At 48.5% G+C, this 20,481-nt stretch carries 16 protein-coding genes; 7 read left to right on the forward strand and 9 right to left on the reverse strand.

Features of this window, described 5'->3' with window-relative positions; all coding sequences use genetic code 11:
* Positions 1-94 precede the first annotated feature (94 nt).
* The gene (locus GWG06_RS25890) at positions 95-1,876 is read left to right on the forward strand and encodes a glycoside hydrolase family 15 protein (protein ID WP_160717153.1); all 1,782 of its coding nucleotides are present in this window, start codon (positions 95-97) and stop codon (positions 1,874-1,876) included.
* Between the two features lie 124 nt (positions 1,877-2,000).
* On the opposite strand, the gene GWG06_RS25895 is transcribed toward GWG06_RS25890, so the two are convergent.
* The 5 genes from GWG06_RS25895 to GWG06_RS25915 form a co-directional block, all read right to left on the reverse strand.
* Entirely contained in the window at positions 2,001-4,178 is a 2,178-nt protein-coding gene (locus GWG06_RS25895) for a bifunctional alpha,alpha-trehalose-phosphate synthase (UDP-forming)/trehalose-phosphatase (protein ID WP_160717155.1), read from the reverse strand.
* A 219-nt stretch (positions 4,179-4,397) separates the two neighbouring features.
* Entirely contained in the window at positions 4,398-5,354 is a 957-nt protein-coding gene (locus tag GWG06_RS25900; RefSeq protein ID WP_160717157.1) for a Gfo/Idh/MocA family protein, read from the reverse strand.
* 15 nt (positions 5,355-5,369) lie between these two features.
* Positions 5,370-6,275 carry an EamA family transporter gene (locus tag GWG06_RS25905; protein ID WP_160717159.1) on the reverse strand — a complete coding sequence of 302 codons (906 nt, stop codon included), beginning with the start codon at positions 6,273-6,275 and terminating at the stop codon, positions 5,370-5,372.
* The gene (locus tag GWG06_RS25910; RefSeq protein ID WP_160717161.1) at positions 6,272-6,892 is read right to left on the reverse strand and encodes a CGNR zinc finger domain-containing protein; all 621 of its coding nucleotides are present in this window, start codon (positions 6,890-6,892) and stop codon (positions 6,272-6,274) included. Before GWG06_RS25910 ends, GWG06_RS25905 begins: the two co-directional genes overlap by 4 nt.
* 797 nt (positions 6,893-7,689) lie before the next feature.
* Positions 7,690-9,327 carry a hypothetical protein gene (locus GWG06_RS25915; protein ID WP_160717163.1) on the reverse strand — a complete coding sequence of 546 codons (1,638 nt, stop codon included), beginning with the start codon at positions 9,325-9,327 and terminating at the stop codon, positions 7,690-7,692.
* 106 nt (positions 9,328-9,433) lie between these two features.
* On the opposite strand from GWG06_RS25915, the gene GWG06_RS25920 reads away from it, so the two are divergent.
* The 4 genes from GWG06_RS25920 to GWG06_RS25935 are packed head-to-tail and all read left to right on the forward strand — an operon-like array spanning position 9,434 to position 13,005.
* Entirely contained in the window at positions 9,434-10,321 is an 888-nt protein-coding gene (locus GWG06_RS25920) for a decaprenyl-phosphate phosphoribosyltransferase (RefSeq protein ID WP_127035948.1), read from the forward strand.
* Positions 10,321-11,652, forward strand: coding sequence for an FAD-binding oxidoreductase (locus GWG06_RS25925; RefSeq protein ID WP_160717165.1), 1,332 nt, complete (start codon positions 10,321-10,323; stop codon positions 11,650-11,652). Before GWG06_RS25920 ends, GWG06_RS25925 begins: the two co-directional genes overlap by 1 nt.
* 28 nt (positions 11,653-11,680) lie before the next feature.
* On the forward strand, positions 11,681-12,412 hold the full coding sequence (locus GWG06_RS25930; RefSeq protein ID WP_160717167.1) for an SDR family oxidoreductase: 732 nt from the start codon (positions 11,681-11,683) through the stop codon (positions 12,410-12,412).
* Entirely contained in the window at positions 12,409-13,005 is a 597-nt protein-coding gene (locus GWG06_RS25935; RefSeq protein ID WP_160717169.1) for an HAD family hydrolase, read from the forward strand. Before GWG06_RS25930 ends, GWG06_RS25935 begins: the two co-directional genes overlap by 4 nt.
* A 63-nt stretch (positions 13,006-13,068) precedes the next feature.
* Here the strand turns inward: GWG06_RS25935 and GWG06_RS25940 are convergent, their stop codons facing one another.
* A complete protein-coding gene (locus GWG06_RS25940; RefSeq protein ID WP_127035956.1) occupies positions 13,069-13,848 on the reverse strand; it encodes an acyl-CoA desaturase in 780 nt (259 codons plus the stop codon).
* Positions 13,849-13,959: 111 nt separating this feature from the next.
* Complete coding sequence (locus tag GWG06_RS25945; RefSeq protein WP_160717171.1) at positions 13,960-15,603, reverse strand: ABC transporter substrate-binding protein; 1,644 nt, start codon at positions 15,601-15,603, stop codon at positions 13,960-13,962.
* A 90-nt stretch (positions 15,604-15,693) separates the two neighbouring features.
* On the opposite strand from GWG06_RS25945, the gene GWG06_RS25950 reads away from it, so the two are divergent.
* Positions 15,694-17,328: a M1 family metallopeptidase gene (locus GWG06_RS25950; protein ID WP_160717173.1), complete on the forward strand. Its 1,635-nt coding sequence runs from the start codon at positions 15,694-15,696 to the stop codon at positions 17,326-17,328.
* 163 nt (positions 17,329-17,491) lie between these two features.
* Here GWG06_RS25950 and GWG06_RS25955 read toward each other — a convergent pair whose 3' ends face one another.
* Both GWG06_RS25955 and GWG06_RS25960 read right to left on the reverse strand, forming a co-directional pair.
* Positions 17,492-18,151, reverse strand: coding sequence for an NADPH-dependent F420 reductase (locus tag GWG06_RS25955; protein ID WP_127034513.1), 660 nt, complete (start codon positions 18,149-18,151; stop codon positions 17,492-17,494).
* A gap of 81 nt (positions 18,152-18,232) precedes the next feature.
* On the reverse strand, positions 18,233-18,979 hold the full coding sequence (locus GWG06_RS25960; RefSeq protein WP_127034511.1) for a menaquinone biosynthetic enzyme MqnA/MqnD family protein: 747 nt from the start codon (positions 18,977-18,979) through the stop codon (positions 18,233-18,235).
* 140 nt (positions 18,980-19,119) lie between these two features.
* Here GWG06_RS25960 and purB point away from each other — a divergent pair, with 140 nt between their 5' ends.
* Positions 19,120-20,463, forward strand: a complete 1,344-nt coding sequence (gene purB, locus GWG06_RS25965; protein ID WP_160717175.1) for an adenylosuccinate lyase — start codon at positions 19,120-19,122, stop codon at positions 20,461-20,463.
* Positions 20,464-20,481 lie beyond the last annotated feature (18 nt).

A 20,481-nucleotide genomic window follows, 5' to 3' on the forward strand; every position in this document is an offset into this window, starting at 1 on the left:
CTTATCCCTTAAAAATAGTCAAATTGGAACAGCATTTGCCCCCCAGTTGAACAATTTTATAAAAATTTATGTAAACCAATAAACTGTATTAAGAATGGAAAGACATACCTACCAGACCGGACTTATTGGGAACTGCGCTTACCTGGCGCATATCAACAAAGACACGAATATAGACTGGCTCTGCTGGCCCCGGATGGACAGCTCCTTCATTTTCGGCGGACTGCTCGACCGCAAACAGGGAGGCGAATTTTCAGTGCTCCCGGAAGGACATTATACTTCCCATCAATACTATCTTGAAAACACCAACATTCTTTGTACGGAAATAACGACGGCTGAAGGCAGCTACCGCATCACCGATTTCGCGCCGCGCTTCATGCAGTATGAACGTTTCTTTAAACCACTAATGCTGATCCGGAAAGTAGAACCGGTTGACGGCTCCCCGCGCATACGCGTGAAATGTGCCCCCACCTGCGACTATGGCGCAAAAAAACTGCGTCCGCTCAGAGGCAGCAGCCACATTGAGTTTACCGGCTGTGAGGAAAATATCCGGCTGACCACCAATATTGCTGTCAGCTATCTTTTTGAAGAAGAATTTTTTGTACTGAATGATACCCGCTATCTGATCCTTACCTACGGACATCCGCTGGAAGCCCCGCTGGTCAGCACTGCTGAGCGGTTCCTGCGGGAAACCGTCTCTTACTGGCACACCTGGATCAAACATTCTTCCATCGCCAACTATTTCCAGCCATATGTTATCCGCTCTGCTCTCGCCCTGAAGATACACCAGTACGAAGATACCGGCGCTATCATTGCCGCCAGTACCACCAGCCTGCCTGAATTTCCGGAGAGCGGCCGCAACTGGGACTACCGCTACTGCTGGATGCGCGATACCTATTATGTAATTATGGCGCTGAACCACATCGGACATTTTGAAGAAATGGAACGCTACTTCGGGTACATCACGGACATCTCTTTCTCCGGAGATTTCCGTTACCAACCCCTGTACGGTATCACCGGACAAAAAACCCTTTCCGAAACCATCCTGCCTCACCTCAACGGCTATATGGGAAATAAGCCCGTACGCGTTGGCAACCAGGCATATGAACATATTCAGAATGATATTTACGGGCAGGTATTAATTTCGATGCTCCCCTTGTATACAGATCACCGCTTTATCTTCAGCGAACGAAAAGATTCTGACAGATGGATTAATCTGCTGCTGAAAAAGATAGAACGTACCATTGATGAAAAAGATGCAGGCATCTGGGAATTCAGGAACATGGCCAATATCCATTGCTATACCAACCTGTTTCAATGGGCCGGATGCAATGCCGCCGAAAAAATGGCCCGCACCATCGGCAACGAAGAACTGATTGCCCGCGCCATTGCCCTCAAGGAACGGGCCGCCGCCCATATCGAAAGCTGCTACGACCCCGTCCGGAAAGTTTACACCAACGCCGCAGGCAGCGAACACCTGGACGCCAGCACTCTGCAGCTCATCATGATGAACTACCTGGACCCGGCCTCCGAACGCGCCCGCGATCACCTGGCCGGACTCGAAAAGGAACTCAAAACACCTGAAGGACTCTTCTACCGCTATCTCCACTCCGACGATTTCGGTAAACCCAAAACCACCTTCCTCGTCTGCGCCTTCTGGTACGTGGAAGCACTCGCCTGTGTTGGCCGCCTCGACGATGCCCGGCGAGAGTTCGAACGACTCCTCCAATACTCCAACCACCTCCTCCTCTTCAGCGAAGACGTAGAATCCGCCACCGGCAGCCAATGGGGCAACTTTCCCCAGGCATACAGCCACGTAGGACTGATGAACGCCGCATACAGAATATCGATGAAGCTGGACACGCCGATATTTCTTTAATTGCGAATTACGAATTGCGAATTACGAATGAGGAGCGAAGACATAAGCGAAGAAGTAAATTCTTTATCCGCTTATGTCTTCGCTCCTCATTCGTAATTCGCAATTCGTAATTCGCAATTAAACACTAGTTTTTCCTAAGTGTCCTCAGCAAATGCCTCACCTCATGATAACTACGCAGGTAATATTTAGCTGCTGATAACTGGCTGCCCACTTTGATACTGGTGGCTTTGGAGGGCAGCGCCTTGAATATGTCCTCATCGGTGACATCGTCACCGAGGGCCATGATGAAATCATATTTTTTATGGTGCAGCCAGCTCAGAGCTGCTTTGCCCTTATTGATTTCAATGTTTTTTACTTCTATGACCTTATCTCCGGGTAATACCTGCAGCCCTTTTTCTACGGTATAATAGCGGAGGGTGTTCATGAGTTCATTGGCCCGCAGTTCTCCGAGGCCGGACTCTACTTTGCGGTAATGCCATACCAGCGAGAAACTTTTCTCTTCCACGAAGGAGCCGGGCGTACGGTCAGTTACCTGTTCCATCATGGTGAGAATTTCCGGTTTCCAGCTGTCGTTCAGGCCAGGAAGCTGATACCATTCTCCTTCTTTCGTTTTCTGCCAGGCGCCGTGTTCCGCGATGAGGTCCAGCGGAAGGTTACCAAACCACTCTCCCAGCGTTTCGTGCTTACGGCCGCTGATCATGACCACATCGTTGCCAGGTGTGGCTGCCAGCTCCCGCAGCAGCTGATACAGGTCCGGGTCCGGAGAAGCCATATCTATGTTGGGCTGAAAGCCGACCAGGGTGCCGTCGTAATCCAGGAAGAGAATCCGTTTTTTAGCCTGACGATACTGTTGCCTGATTAATACGGCAGTTTCCTGGTTCACACGACGCGCCAGCATATTCTGCTGCATTTCATTTACTTCCGCGAGGCGTGTCATAAATAGTTTCACCCAGTGATGAATATTGAACTTGGAAACTACCTGCCGCATCTGCCGCATCCGGCGCTGTTGTTCCGGCAGCGGCATATTCAGGGCATCTGTAATAGCGCGGGTGATGGCGCCCAGGTTGTTGGGATTTACAATGATGGCGTCGCTCAGTTCTTTGGAAGCACCTGCCATTTCACTGAGTATCAGCACGCCGTCGTTGTTATTACGGCTGGCAACATACTCCTTGCTGACGAGGTTCATCCCATCGCGCATAGGGCTCACCAGGCAGATGTCCGCAAAATTATACAAGGCAGACAGCATTTCCACGGGGAAGGAACGGTAAAAGTACTGTATCGGGTGCCAGCTGAGTGTGCGGAACCTGGCGTTGATGTTTCCTACGAGCTTATCAATGTCGTCACGCAGCTCCTTGTATTGCGGTACGGTATCCCTGGAGGGCACCACTATCATATATAATACCACCCGGCTGATGTATTCGGGATGCAACTGCAGTAATAATTCAAATGCCTGCAGGCGCTGAATAATACCCTTGCTGTAATCCAGCCGGTCGATAGATAGTACCAGCCGTTCTTCCCTGAAATTTTCCCGCAGTGTTTTCAGGTGTTCCTGTACTTCGGGATTATTTCCGAGGGAGGCAAACTTATCATAGTCGATTCCCATCGGAAAGGTTTCCACCACCACTGCCCTGTCATTATAGGACACCACGTTGGCGGTAGTGTTTACCGGCAGCAGGCGGCTGGCGGCATTCAGGAAATGGCGGGTGTCGTCAAAGGTATGGAAGCCCATCAGATCTGCTCCCAGCATTCCTTCCAGTATTTCCGCCCTCCAGGGGATAAGACGGAATAATTCGTAAGAGGGAAACGGGATGTGCTGGAAAAAGCCCACTGATATTTCCGGCATCTCTGTACGGATCATTCCCGGCAGTAAAAGCAGTTGATAGTCATGTACCCAGATGATGTCTCCTGGCCCCGCTATCTGCAAAACAATATCCCTGAATTTCTGGTTTACCTGGTGGTAGGCATCCCAGTAAGATTGCTCATAGCGGGCATAAACGCCCATATAGTGGAAAACAGGCCACAGTGTTTCGTTGGAAAATCCCTCATAAAAATTATTGATTTCCTCCTGGGTAAGAAAAACCGGCATCAGGTTCATTTGTCTTAACTGCTTCGTTACTTTCTCCTGTTGCTTCAGATCTTCAATTTCAAGACCGGGCCATCCGATCCAGATATTGTTACCTTCCCTGTAGATAGAGCCTAGTCCCGTCGCCAGACCGCCTTCGCTGGATTGTAATGTAAACTCTCCGTTCTTTTCTGAAATTTTTACCGGCAGCCTGTTCGATACAATAATGGTTTTTCTCATAGTCAGTTTATATCTGTTAATTTCTAATTACTTACAATAGCGGACACACCAAACAAAACAAATAATGCACCCAAAAGAGCGGAACCTATATATATAAATAAAACTAATGCTGCTAAAGCGGCGGTGGTTCATCAACAGGGCTATATCCAGGAATCGGATATCGGGTATACCTGCAAAGCGTGAGATTGCAATATAATGGTTTTCATGGGGAAAAGAAAATCATCCCAGCAGTTTTTCCATCAGCACCAGCCCGTCAACTGCCGCGGAAATGCTGCATGGATTGGGAATTTCGCCGCGGAAATATTTCACCACATCCGCTATCATAGGTTGTTGAATATGAGTGGGGTTATTGAAGCGGAATGTTTTTGTCTGATGAGCTGTATGTAAAGTTACCTGGTCAAAATCTGTAAAGAAATGAAAGACAATACTTCCCTTACTTCCGCTGATAATACATTCGTCTGTTTGCTGTTGCCGGGGAGAAACAAAATTCCAGCTGCCGTTAAACAGGATGTTACCGGGAAATAAAACCTGGCCGCTAACGATGTCGGCTATACGTACATCCGTACCGGTGCTGATACCACTGACCTGTTCCGGCAGCCCGAAATAGTAAAGGAGTATATCCAGCTGGTGAGGCGCCAGGTCGTGAAAGTGGCCGCCACCGGACAGGGCCGGATCCAGCCGCCAGCCCGCGCCTTCTTTTGGCAGGGGCTTCCACAGGCGTAGGTCTACAGACTGCACCTCTCCTATGCGGGCCTCATCCAGTAATTGCTTTACGCAGGCAAAAGCCGGCAACCTGCGCCTGTAATGCGCAATACTGAGCCGGGCGCCGGTGCGTGCTACGGCGTCGGCTATACGCTTTGCACCGGCACTGTCCGGCGCTGCAGGTTTTTCCAGATAAACGGGAAACCCCCTTTCCATGGCAGCCAGCGCATAGGCTTCATGGCTGCCGGGAGGAGTGGCAATATAGATAGCGTTTACTTCCGGATCATTCATCAGGTCGGTGGCATCATGATAAGCCCGGGCCACCTGATGGCGCCTGGCATAGTCTTCCGCCAATGCGGCATCCCGCCGCATAACTGCTGTAACCAGGCTGTTTTCTGCCAGCCTGAAAGCCGGGCCGCTTTTTACTTCGGTCACATTACCGCAACCAATAATTCCCCATTTGATAGTAGTCATACCTCAAAATAGAAATTATTTCTTTAAAGTCATGAGCACAACACCGGATATAACAACAGCGGAAGCCATACCTACCGTCGAATTAACAGCTTCATTCCCGATGGCCCAGCCCAGGAACATAGCAACAACCGGATTCACATAGGCATAGGTGGCCGTCAGCCTGGGTGGTGCATTCCTGGTAAGCCAGCTGTAAGAAGTATATCCTACCAGGGAACCGATAAACACAAGATAAAAATAAGCGATCCATCCTTCGTACATCATGAGTGGCAGTGTACTCCAGGCGCCGTGTTCAAAAATGAAACTGGCCAGGAAGGAGCAAACACAGCCTGTTATCATCTGGATGGCGGTGCTGGTAATCTGGGTGGGCATGGGCAGGCGCTGTACAAAAAGAGAGCCGGTAGCCCAGCTGATGCTGCCGCATACCACTACCACGATGGGCCATAACGGAAACGATTTTGCGTGGTTGTGCACCAAAGGATTAAACAGGAGAAATAAACCGGTGAATCCGAGAACAATACCTGTCATGGTCAGCGCCGAAGGCCGCTTCCTGCTGAAGAAGGCCCAGTCTATACCCAGGAACCAGGCAGGCATGGCTGCTACCAGCAAGGCTACCAGGCCGGAGGGCATATGGTGAACGGCGAGCGCCACCGAGGAATTCCCGATACCTATCAGTAACGTACCTACGAAAACGGCGGACAGGATCTGCTTCCCGGAAGGCATTGTTCTTTCTTTGGCAATACCGATTATCAGTAAGACAGGCCCCGCCAGCAAAAACCGCAGGCCGGATAATAAAAACGGAGGAACTGACTTGGTGGCAATCTTCATTCCGAGATAAGTGCTGCCCCATATTATATATACCGCCAGGAGATACAGGAACATTTTTGTTGTCAGGGATCCGGCGGGTTTGGTCGTTGTGATCATGGTTGCTTCTTTTTATTGCGCTGATAGTACTTGGTAACTTTATGAATATCTCCGCAACTGCTCATATTACACCATCTGCGGGAACCGTTGCGGCTCTTATCGAGAAAGAGCCAGCCGCAGGCCGGGCATTGCCTTACCTGTTGCAGCTGTGTTCCGGTAAATAACTCCTGGGCCGATTTCACCAGCCACCAGGTAACCTGCTCCAGCGCGGGTGCGTTGAACAGTAATTCTCCCTTCTGCTGAGATGGTCGCCAGGTCATTTCGATGTTCGTATAGGCGTCTGAGAGATAGGTATTAAATAATTGCAGGTCACCTGCGGCGGGTGACTTATGTGCCATAACGGCAGTGAATAAACGTAGTAAAAGCTCCCGTAGCTGTATCGTTTTTTCAAACACAACTGCCGCCTTCTGGGGGTATCCTTTGGCGAGCCGTTCCAGGGTATGCAACACCTTGGATGGGAATATCTCCTGCCGGGTATACCACTGCAACAACTCCCTGAAACCCGGCAGGTAGTCATAAGGGTCCGGCTTCATCCGGTTACTGATAGTGTTGACAAAATCGAGGCAGAGCACTCCCCCATCAAAGCGTAACGTATCAATAGATTTTAACGCTGACATAAGCCTGTTTTTCCGGGTACATGACAAAGGTACATATTAATTTTAACCACCAAAATTAATTTTACCGGTTAATAAAAATCAGTGGAAAAACGGTACTTTTCATTACCTAAAGCATCGTATTATCATTTACAGACTAATATATTTAAAATGAAATAGTTACAAAATAAAAAAACAGCCTTTTTCGAGGCTGTCATTCAGGTAAACCAATAGTATTTTAAGGAGGTTGTTATTATCCGGGGTGTAGCTTTTTCATCAGCTGCAGCCTGCAGGTATCATATTAAAATCAGTGCAATATTAAAGCAATTAAAGCGGATACAGCAATGAATTTACAAATAAATATTTATATAATATTATAAATATTAAGAATAATTATTTTTATCAATTCAAAAACGGATTGCCTGGTTTTTAACCCGCATACCGGATCATGTACAGCCACCTTAACCAGGTGACCAGCCGATCACAAAAACAGTTATTTTCATCAATACGGTTACCGATATCATACCTGTATCCTACCCTGAAAAGATGCCGTAAGTGAAACAATGTACCTGCAGTCAGGCAACCTGCCCTACTCATAAAACTGTCAGTCCGGCAGTTTACTATAACGGTAAATACCGCCTGGTGTATCCTTGTTTTCTGCCCCTGAACTCACCGGTTTTCCTCTGCTGTATCTTACATAAGATTACCTCCAACGGTCTGCTTCCAACCTGTCAGGTACCCGGTAATTTCTCTCCTCCTGTGGCAAAAAATAACGGGTTACCCAAGGGTAACCCGTCAACTTATAAATACAATATCTGACTTTACTGTTTCGGCACATATACCTCAATCATGGCATTGGCAGGTCTGCGGGGCGCCAGGAAAGAATCTATCTGCTGGTAATGCAGCTTCAGCTCATCGCGGAGTGCGAAAGGGAAAAAGTTATTCAGCGAGGGCGCATACTCAAACAATACCAGGTCATAATGATGCTGCTGCACCTTTACTTTGAATGCGGCCAGCTGCCGGTTAAACATCCCTACTCCGAGGTGGTACCATAACGGATAGTCCGGTCCCGTTTCCAGGCGGAAGGGCATAGCCGCTGCCAGCGGCGTTAACTCTGTCATATTCAGCACCTTAATATCTGCCTTCTTTTCATGTACTAACGGTAACGCCAGTACGCGGTGAATACCGTCTACCGTAGGCTGAGGCATATAGATGCCGCGGAATACCGGCAGGTCGCTAAATACCCACCTGGAAACCGGTACGTCAGTCGTATCCCGGTTGATCATAAAGTTGCGGCGCGATACTACATTCTCATGGGTACTATCGGTGGCCGCATAGGCTTCCTTCACCGGGAAGAGGCGGTCTGTATACCGGCCGATATACTTCCACCAGGTACCTGACCACCAGAACAATACCAGCGCAATAGCAAACAGCAGCGACTTTCCTGTATTAAGCGGCACTTGCAGCAGGGCACATAACCAGGTAGCGATGAAGGCAAAGGCAAAACTGTGGAAGAAAATATTGTTATCCGGCGGGGTGTAGCTGGTTACCTGGAAGATAGCCGCTTCTCCCAGTATGCCAAAGGTAAGCAGGGCAAACAACACTTCTTTTCGTGTATGCATCCACGTGCCCCAATGCTTTACACCGGCAGCCAGACAAAGTACTGCCAGGACCACATAAGCCTTGATCCAGTTGGAATTACCCATAATTTCATCTGTAAAATCGTTCAGGGCTAACCGGGAATTATGCGGTGGCTGCCCGTGGTTGAACCAATAGGCAAAACCAGGCAGCAGGGGTATAATAAAGAGGCCGCCAATGATCAGTAACGCCCCGCAGAAACGAACCGGGTCCCACCATTTACCGGTGATATAACTATTATACACCAGGAGGGCCAGACAAAGCATCAGTGCCATTCCCCCACCGTCCTGCTTCGTGAAAACAGACAGGAACACGAAAAGTGCGGCAGCCGTAATATACAGGTACCTGGTTATCAGTTTCTCTGTAAAGAAAGACTTCAGCAAAAAACTGATCGCTACCAGCTCATATACTATTACCGTATGATTGTACCAGGGCCAGAAATTGAAGAAGGAATAAGACAGCGCAAACACCAGCACCGATAACAGGCGTATAGCCGGTTGCACGTCCAGACTCCTGAGAATAGACCTGAAAGATAACCCTGCAATAATATTGATGAACACCTGGGCTTTTACCAGGGAAATCATCTGCGGACCAAACAGCTTAAAAAACAACGCAGGGATCATCCAGAAACCGTAACCCAGCGGGGTCCCGAAATCTCTGAAAGGAACCTGACCGGATGATAACCGGTAAGCTCCCTCCCATGACAAAAAGATGTTTACACGATAGGGAAAGGTGACAAAAAGCGGCACAATGGCCAATGCTACAATAATAAATACTTCAGCAATTGCCCCTTTGCGGGCACTTTGGGATGTTGTTGGCATAAAGAAAAAAAGGGATTAGCAGCAAAAAACTACAATTGCAATAACATTAACGTAACCAAAAGTAATTGAATAAATTGTAACTTGTCGCGTCAACTTTAGGGCCCCCATGAAATATATCAAATTACTGCGCCCCAAACATTGGGCTAAAAATGCATTTCTCTTTATTCCGTTATTCTTCGCAGGTGAGATATTTATTGTGGAGAAGATCATGGAGGTATTACTCGCTTTCGTTGCTTTCAGCATTACTGCCAGTAGTATTTATATTATTAATGATTACCAGGATATTGAGGCAGACAAAAAACATCCGGAAAAATGTAAACGTCCGCTGGCTTCCGGGGCTGTGTCCAAACCTATGGCACTGGTGCTTTTCGGGCTGTGCATACTCACAGGCTTCGGATTGGCGCTGCTGGTGAAACAGAAATTCGCCTTTGTACTGGGCATCTATTTCCTGATGAACCTCTTCTATTGTTTCGGGCTGAAAAATATTTCCATCCTGGACGTCATCATCCTCGCCATCGGATTTGTGCTACGGGTAAAAGCCGGAGGCATTGCAGGCAATGTACCCATGTCTGAATGGCTGATGGTCATGGTGTTTCTGCTCGCTTTATTTATGGCCGTAGCCAAACGCCGCGACGATGTGCTGATTAAAATACAATCAGGACAGGAAATGCGCAAGGCGGTAAAAGGTTACAACCCCGACTTTCTGAACGTAATGCTGTCACTGGTTTCCGCAGTCATCATCGTTGCGTATCTGATGTATACCATGTCGCCCGAAACACAATACCGCTTTCATACCTATCGCCTTTATTATACGACCCTTTTTGTAATTGGCGGATTATTACGATATTTGCAAATAACCTACGTGGAGAACAATACCGGTTCTCCCACCAAGATCCTATATAAAGACCGTTTTATTCAATTAACCATACTCCTGTGGGTCCTGAGTTTTTATGTTTTAATTTATTTGCCCACTAACAAAAGTTTTTTTGAATAATGCAAAAGCGGTTGGCGAACTGGGGAAATTTCCCTACAGTAGCATCTGAAGAAAGTGCTTTTACGCAGGAAGATCAACTGCGGAATTTCGTGGAAACCAATACCCGTCTTATTGCCCGCGGCAATGGCAGGTGCTATGGAGATGCCTCTCTGGGGCAGCACAGTATTTCCATGCTCAGGTACGATAAGTTCCTTTCGTTTGATCCGGAAAATGGCATCCTGGAAACCCAGGCCGGCGTTACCCTGGATCAGATCCTGGACATCATTGTACCCAAAGGCTGGTTCCTCCCGGTTACCCCCGGTACCAAATTCATTACGGTGGGCGGCGCGGTAGCCTCTGATGTACATGGTAAAAATCATCATGTGGACGGCGCATTCTCCGGACACATCATTGATATGGATGTGATCATCGGGTCCGGCGTTACCACCACCTGTTCGCAAACCCTGCTCCCCGACCTCTTCTGGGCTACCTGTGGCGGTATGGGCCTTACCGGTGTTATCACCCGCGTAAAATTCCATCTGAAAAAAATTGAAACCGCCTACATCCGCCAGAAGCAGATCAAGGCAAAAAACCTGGAAGAAGTTATCCGGCTTTTTGAAGAATATAAGCATTATACCTACTCCATGGCCTGGATCGATTGCCTGCAGAAAGGCGACTCCTTCGGCCGCAGCATCCTCATCGTAGGAGAACATGCCACGCCCGAAGAGCTTAGTTCCGCACAGCAGGCAGCTCCTCTTACGTTACCGGCTAAACGAAAATTATCCGTTCCTTTCAATCTGCCTTCTTTTGTACTGAACACCTTCACGGTCAAGGCATTCAACTGGCTGTACTACGGCAAAAATTTCAAACGGGAAATCTCCAATGTGGTACCCTACGAACCCTTCTTCTATCCCCTGGATGCTATCCTGCACTGGAACCGCGGTTACGGCAAGGCAGGGTTCGTGCAATACCAGTTTGTACTGCCACTGGAAAAGAAAGACGGACTGGTAGCTATCCTGAAAAGAATCAGTGAGAAAGGCTGGGGCTCTTTCCTCGCAGTCCTGAAAGTATTCGGCAACCAGGATTCCCTCATCTCTTTCCCCATGGAAGGCTATACCCTTGCGCTGGATTTCCCGGTACGTAAAGGATTGTTTCCCTTCCTCGATGAGCTGGATGAAATTGTGCTGCAGTATGGCGGACGGTTATACCTGTCCAAAGATGCGCGCATGAAACAGGAAATATTCTGGAAGAGCTACCCCAATGCAAACCGCTTCGCGGAGATTGTACAGACGTACAATACCAGCCAGCGCTTTGCTTCCCTGCAATCCGACAGATTATTACTGACGAAATAGTAACCCCCGATTAACCAAATACCACCGAATGCCGACAATACTTTTTTTAGGCGCCGGCTCCGACATGGCGGTAGCCATGGCCCGGAAATACGCCGCTCAACAATATGACATACAACTGGCAGCACGTCATGCGGCTGCCCTGATACCACTGCAGCAGGATCTCATCATACGCTATGGCGTAAACGTCACCGTACATACTTTCGACGCAACCGCCTGCGATACCCATGCAGCCTTCTTCAACGCGCTACCCGTCCAACCGGATATTACTGTATGTGCCTTCGGCTACCTGGGCGACCAGGAGCAGGCGCAGCAACACTGGCAGGAAGCTGCTGCTATTATCCATACCAATTACACCGGCGCAGTGTCCATATTAAATGTAGTTGCCGAAAATTACGAGGCCCGGAAAACCGGTACCATTATAGGCATCAGCTCTGTGGCCGGTGAACGCGGCCGGCAGAGCAACTATATTTACGGCAGTGCCAAAGCAGGATTCACCGCCTATCTCAGTGGTCTGCGCAACCGGCTTTTTCGTAGTGGCGTTCACGTGATGAGCGTTCAACCCGGCTTCGTTAATACCCGGATGACACAGCACCTGAACCTGCCGCCCCTACTTACCGCCAGTCCGGAAGCCGTGGCTGCAGCAGTATACAAAGCGGGTAAAAGACGGAAGAACAGTATCTATGTGAAATGGCATTGGAAATATATCATGCTGATTATTAAACTTATACCAGAAGGTATTTTCAAAAAACTTAAACTGTGACCACGATAGCCTTCTTTGATTTTGATGGTACCATCACGCAGAAGGATACACTCTGGGAGATTATCCGGTTCCACAGGGGCAGTATGCGTATGTACCTGGGTGTGGTGAAACTACTGCCTGCGCTGATCCGTTTTAAACTGAAACAGCTTCCTGCACAGGAGATGAAGCAACGGGTATTCCGGTATTATTTCGGGGAGATGACCGAAGAGGATTTCAATGCTGGCTGCGCTGACTTCTGTAGAAACAGATTACCAACTATTATCCGCCCGCAGGCGTTGACGGCTATACGAAAACATCAGGAGCAGGGCCACCGCATAGTGGTGGTCACTGCCTCCGCCGAAAACTGGGTGTCGCCCTGGTGCGCATCGCTGCAGATCGGTTGTATCGGCACCCGCCTGGAAACCAGGGATGCACGGATAAGCGGTAATATACTTGGCATCAACTGCAACGGAACAGAAAAGGTGAACAGGATACGCCAGCAATTCCGCCTGGAAGATTACCAGGAAATATTTGCGTATGGTGACAGCGAAGGGGATAAACCCATGCTCGCGCTGGCACACCACGCCGCTTTCCGCCCGTTCAGGGATAAATAAAAAATGCCCCGCCATAAAGGCGAGGCACTTTTTATTATTGTAACAGATTGACTGTACGGAGTACTAGGCGGCTTTCACTTTCTTCATCTGCGCCGGTGTAACCAGTGCAGGCTTCAGTTTAATAATGCCGACAAAATTCATCAGTTTCATCACCTGATAGCTTGGATCCAACTCAAACCATTTCTTGGCGAAGTTAGGACTGTCTTTGAATTTATGGTGATTATTCTGGAACAGCTCACCCAGCAGGATGATACCCCACGGGGAAGTATTTCTGGAGTGATCGCCGTTATCGAAATTGCTGTAACCATATTTATGACCGCACCAGTTCACAATAGCTCCCTGTACTGGTCCCATCAGGAAGTGGATCGGCAGCAGGAAATACAGATACCACATACCAGCCGGCACAAATGCTACGTAGAATGCTACATAGGCAGCCATCCAGAGGAAACGGGTGATATTGCTGTCACCGAATTTATCCATAGCATCCCATTCCGGTAAAGGCTCTTCCATAAATTTAGGATCCACTTTGCTGGTACGGGTTACGAAACCATTGTAAATCACACGGGTCTGTACCATCATAGTCCATACATCCTTAAAGAAGTGCGGAGAATGCGGATCATTTTCAGTATCACTGTATTCGTGGTGCATGCGGTGCATAACACCATATGCTCTCGGAATCAGGTATGATGAACCCTGGAAAAACCAGGTGCTGAAATAAAAGAAACGCTCCCAGAATTTACTGGTGGTATACATCTGGTGGGATGCATAACGATGTAAATAGAATGTGTGGAAGAACAATGAAAAGAACCAGTGCACACAGAAGAATATCAGTATCGCCGTCATTAATTTTTGTTGAAAAGGTGACAAATAATCTTCAAAGGTATGCTAAATACCTGTAACTCAAATTAAAATGTGGCTTTTGATGTGAACGAAATGTTAAAAAAAATTCAAATTTCAATTTTTCTTCACATGCCGCAGTTCCAGCAGGTTCATTCCGTTGCTGTAAAGCCCTGATACATTGGGCTGTACGAGCCTGATTACCTCGTCATAAAACAGGGGTACTACCTGAGCATCTGTCATTACCAGCTGATCCATCTCCCGGTATAATTCATACCTGATACTGTCATTATTTTCACTGATAGCGTGCTCATATAATTTATCGAACGCAGGGTTGTTGTAACGGGTATAATTCGGAGGTGCGGGATTGCGGCTGTAGAACATTGCCAGGTAGCTTTCCGCGTCCGGATAATCTGCTATCCAGCTCCCCCGGAAGAAAAGCGCCTGCGACTTGGCAGTCTGTTCCAGCAACAGACTTTTCTGCACAACTTCCACCTGGATACGGATACCTACTTCCTGCAACTGGTTGGCTACATAATTAGCCAGGTCCGCGTAATTGGGGATAGACAACAGTTTGATTGCCGGCAGCCCCCGCCCGCCGGGATATCCAGCTTCCTGCAGCAATTGCCTTGCTTTCCCGGGATCATAGCTATACCCCTTTACTTTTGCAGCATCGAAGGAAGGTAGTCCGGCTGGCACGAAACCCGACAAGGCTGGTGTGCCGATATTATTTCTCAGGTAGGTCATCATTTTCGTACGGTCGAAACCGTAGTTAATGGCCTGCCGTATTTTTTTCAGGCGTGTGGGAGATACTTTCAGCGCGCTGCTGGCGGTATCTGTCATAAAGCCCAGGTATTCCGTATTAAGATAGGAATGTTTGTTCAGCACCATTCTGCCCTCCCACTCTTTTTTCAGGGTTCCTCTTTTGGTCAGCACTTCATCTTTGAAGGAGGCATCGATATCGCTCATAAAATCAAGTTGGCCCTGCCGGAACATCAGGAACTCCGCGGCCTTGCTTTCCAGAAAGGTAACCTTCACGGCTTCCAGATAAGGCAGGCGGGCGCCGGTACTGTCTTTTTCAAAATACTGCGGATGCCTGTGTAGTATCAGGCCTTGTCCTTCATCCCAGTAAAAGAAGCGGAATGGTCCGGTGCCGCAGGGATGGTTGCGGAAATCCTTCCCGTATTTTTCTACTATTTCACGGGGTACCACAGAGCAGTACTGCATACTGAGAATACCGAGGACAGGATGAAACGGGCGGATGAGCGTCAGTTCAAAAGTGGAATCATTCAAAGCGCGGAAGCCGCTGTCTGCCTGCACCCTGCCGTTGAAGATCCAGGCTCCGGGCGAAGCGGTGGCTGGGTCCATAATACGCCGCAGGCTGTACACCACGTCCTGTGCCGTCATCCGGCGTCCTTTACCTCCTGGGAATACATCGTTATCATGAAAGTAAACATCCGTACGCAGGTCGAAAGTATAGGTGCGCCGGTCGGCAGATACGCGCCATTGCCGCGCCAGTGACGGCCTGATCTCCAGGTCGTTGTCCGGTTCCACCAACGTGCTGTAGAGCTGCCGTACCGCCCATATGACCGCCTGACTTTTTGCAAACGCAGGATCCAGGCTGCTGATTCCTTCTGCCTGATTATACCGGAACACCTGCTTATACTCCTTTTCAGGATTACCGCAGCCGCCGCAAAACAGGAGTAATAATCCAGCTATCGGTATCCAGACTGTAACCGCCTGACAATAATAACTTTTCATTTGACGGTAATTTAATATCTTCTGGATAAAATTTGCAAATAAGTTAATACAGGTAATTAATATCTTGCCGGTTAAAATGTATTTATATATATGCGTGGCATAACAATACTTTGTGTAGCCCTGCTCACCGCATTTTCGGCGGAAGCACAACAGCCATTTACGAAGGCAGATACCCTCAGGGGTACCATCACCCCGCAGCGGGCCTGGTGGGATGTCATTACCTATGACCTGCATGTGCGGGTAAACCCGGAAGACAGCACCTTCAGCGGACATAATAATATCACCTACAAAATACTCAAACCTGATTCCGTGCTGCAGATAGATCTGCAGGAACCGATGGTGATCGACAGTGTGATACAGGACAGGAAAGCGCTGGCCTTTACCCGGGAAGGCAATGCCTGGATGATTAAAGTAACCTCACCTCAGCTACGGCAAAAGTCCAGGGTAATTACCGTTTTCTACAGCGGCAAACCCCGCAGGGCTAAAAATGCGCCCTGGGATGGCGGTGTGGTATGGGCCAAGGACAGCCTGCAGCGCCCGTGGATAGCTACCGCAGTACAGGGTCTGGGAGCCAGCGCCTGGTGGCCTAACAAAGACCATCAGAGCGATGAGCCGGAAAATATGTACATCAACGTTACTGTCCCTTCCGATCTGGCAGATATCTCCAATGGCCGCCTGAAAAAGAAAACAGAGAATGGCGATGGTACCACTACTTATACATGGTATGTATCCAACCCTATCAACAACTATGACGTAGCGCTCAACATCGGGCATTACACAGAGATAAAGGATACCTATTCCGGAGAAGGCGGTAAACTGGACCTGGCCTACTGGGTGCTGGACTATAATGAAGAAAGGGCACGGGAACATTTCAAGGTAGTAAAGCCCATGCTTAAATGCTTTGAGTACTGGTTCGGAAAATATCCGTTTTATAAAGACAGCTATAAACTGGTAGAAGTGCCTTTCCTGGGTATGGAACATCAGAGTGCAGTAGCCTACGGCAATAAATACCAGATGGGCTACAGCGGCAAAGACCTCTCCGGCAGCGGCTGGGGACTTAAATGGGACTTTCTCGTGATCCATGAAAGCGGCCATGAGTGGTTTGGTAACAGCATTACCAGCAAGGACATCGCCGACATGTGGATTCATGAATCCTTTACCAACTACTCCGAAACCCTTTTCACCGAATGCCAGTACGGGCAGAAGGCAGGCCAGGCATATGTTACCGGCACCCGTCAGAATATCCGGAACGACATTCCTGTAATCGGACCCTATGGCGTCAATACAGAAGGCAGCGGCGACATGTACTACAAGGGCGGTAACATGATCCACATGATCCGTCAGATTATGAATAATGATGAGTCTTTCCGTCAGATGCTGCGCGGGCTCAACAAAACCTTCTACCACAAGACTGTCACCACACAGGAGGTAGAACGCTACATGAGCCAGGCTGCCGGCTTTGACATGGGCCGTATCTTCGATCAGTACCTGCGCCGTACCACCATCCCTACACTCGAATACCGCATCGTCGGGCAGCAGCTGCAGTACCGCTGGGTATCAGATGTAAAGGATTTCAATATGCCCGTAAAGGTAAAACTGAACGAAAGCGGCTACAAACTCATCTATCCGGGCACCACCTGGCGCACCGCCAGCATCAGTCTTCCGGGCAAACAATCCTTTGAAGTAGATAAGAATTTTTATATCAATGTGAAAGAAACGAAGTAGTTAATTGCGAATTACGAATTGCGAATTGCGAATGTAGACGCGAAGATTAAAGCGGAGATTAAGACAGATATCTAATGTTGATCTGCCTTAATCTCCGCTTTAATCTTCGCGCCTACATTCGCAATTCGTAATTCGTAATTCGCAATTCCCCAAAGGGGCTCAATTATTCTTTCAGCAACCTAAAGGCGTGCTTACTCGTATTATTCATAAATCCATATGCTGACCACAGGATAAAAAGCGGTTCTATGCTCCGGCTCATTTCTATGTTGCCCATATCGGCGACATCGTCCCAGCCGAATTCCTGGAGGAGGCGGATAATGGTTTGTTTGGCGTTATCGCTGTTGCCGGCGATGAACATGGTGGGAGTTCCGTCTTTGAAGTCGCGGAGCAGCATATGCTGATGCCCTATACAGCTGAGGGCTTTCACTACGGAGGCATCAGGGGGAAGCCACGCCTGGATTTGTTCGCCGGCGGAATTGTTATGACCGATCACGAAAGACAGGCGGCCGTTATCATCTGGACCTTTACCATCCAGCGGATTGGTGACATCTACGATGGTCTTGCCTTTGAAATTCCAGATGCCGGCAGCTTCAATAGCCTTTTTGGTACCTGCCCAGCTGGTACAGATGATAATAAGCTCTCCGAATTCAGCGGCCTGCCGGAAGGTTCCGGCTGCAGCCTTTTCAGGCTGCTTCTTCAGCCATTGTTGCAGTGACTCACGTGCAGGGTTACGGGTGCCGATAGTAACTTCGTGACCTGTTTGAATTAGTCCGCTGCCAAGTGTAAGCCCGACAGGACCACTACCCAGGATACCGATTTTCATGACCGCGTTAATGTTTGGTGAAATGTGAACTATGAAGATACTTAAAAAACACTTCACCAGAACGCGTCCCGGGCTGCCCTGTTATTTTTCCTGCATCAGGTAACCCAGGAATTTCTGCATCCCCTGGCGTTTGGCTGGTGTCAGCGGGTAGCTGATATTATGTATGTAATAGGTAGCCAGGTCATACACCTCATAGGGATTTTCAGCCACTACTGCCGGAATATTTCTGATACCTGCGCCGGTGGCGTCGTTGAAGGCAGTGGTAAATGAAGCTGGCAGTTGTTTGTTACTGATCCAGGCGGCGAACACAAAAGGCAGGCTGGTAAAACGCAGCCAGTTTTCTGCGAGGTCATATATATAAGGAGAAACTTTACGCTGCTCAAGTGCACGGTCGCCGATCACCAGACCTGCATCCGTACCTTTTATTTTATCCTGGTAATCGCCGGTAGTGGCCACAAATTCCACATCCAGCTTCCAGTATTCACGCACCAGGAGCTGCAGCAGCGCCACTGAGGTACGGCTCTGGTAGTCCAGGTAAATACGCTTTATTTCATTCATCGGTACATCACTGTACAAACAAACGGAAGCAACCGCTCCTTCAGCACCGATACAATAATCTGCGATAATATGGTATTCCTTTAATCTGGGAATGATAGCCACCGGTACCAGCGCCACGTCCACCTCGCCATCTATAAGCTGCTGGGCTATTTTAGCCGGATAATCCATCGATAATTCCATCATCTCCATCACCGGATGATTCCTGAATCCATACAATAAAGGCTTCGTATTCAAATAACTTACAGCCGCAACTTTTACTTTCCGTTCCAATTTCAGTAATTTTGAAGCTGCAAAAGTAACTAAATCCCGGTTAACAAGTTCCAAATTGAAAAATACCGTTCTTTAAACGGAACGATTATGAACTTGTTTTCCTTCATCGTGTTAATTGTAATATCTGGAATTCATACATTATGCAACTACAACCATTAACTGCCATTTCCCCGCTGGATGGGCGCTACCGCAAGCAACTGGACGAGCTGGCGAATTATTTTTCTGAATTTGCGTTGATCCGTTACCGTGTGATGGTAGAGGTGGAATATTTTATTGCGCTGTCGGAGCAGAAGCTCTTTACCCTGCCAAAAGCCAAGGTACCTGCGCTCCGTAAGATCTATCAGGAGTTCACCATCGAACATGCGCAGCTCATCAAGGATACGGAAAAGATTACCAACCACGATGTGAAGGCCGTTGAATACTTCCTGAAGAATGAAATGAAGAACCTGGGTCTGGAAGACAAGCTGGAATGGGTTCACTTTGGTCTTACTTCACAGGATGTGAACAATACCGCTACGCCCCTGCTCTGGAAAGATGCCGTGGAACATGTATACATGCCTGCGCTCGCCAACCTGGTACTGGTACTCAAAAAAATGGGGCAGTCCTGGATGAAGGTGCCTATGCTGGCCCGTACCCACGGACAACCCGCTTCTCCTACCATCCTCGGTAAAGAAATACTCGTGTTTGTGGAAAGACTCGAAGGCCAGATCAAACTGCTGGGCGATATTCCTTTTGCAGCCAAGTTTGGCGGCGCTACCGGTAACTTCAATGCCCACTATGTAGCTTTCCCTAAAATCAACTGGGAGAAATTCGGGGAGAAATTCGTGAATGGCACACTGGGCCTGCAACGTATGAAATATACCACGCAGATCGAACATTACGATAATATCTCCGCACAGTTTGATGCACTCAAACGTGTTAACAATATCCTGCTTGATTTCTGCCGCGATGTATGGACCTACATCTCCATGGATTACTTCAAACAGAAAATCAAAAAGAACGAAGTCGGCTCTTCCGCGATGCCGCATAAAGTGAATCCTATCGATTTCGAAAATGCAGAAGGTAACCTCGGCCTGGCCAACGCACTGTTTGAACATCTCAGCGCCAAACTGCCGGTATCCCGCCTGCAGCGCGACCTGACCGATTCTACTGTATTACGTAACCTCGGTGTTCCCTTTGGTCACACCCTGCTGGCGACTAAATCCATCCAGAAAGGCCTGGACAAACTGATCCTCAACGAAGCCAAGCTGAAAGAAGACCTGGAGAACAACTGGGCAGTGGTAGCAGAAGCTATTCAGACTGTACTGCGCCGCGAAAATTATCCGCAGCCTTACGAAGCCCTGAAAGAGCTGACCCGTGGCGGCGAGCAGATCACACAAAAGAGCATGCATAAATTCATCGACGGTCTGAAGATCAGCGCCGCGCTGAAGAAAGAGCTGAAAGCCATTACCCCGCATAACTATACCGGGTTGTGGACGATGTAAGCTGGTGCTTAACCATAT

This window comes from Chitinophaga solisilvae (assembly GCF_009928525.1).
GTDB lineage: Bacteria > Bacteroidota > Bacteroidia > Chitinophagales > Chitinophagaceae > Chitinophaga > Chitinophaga solisilvae.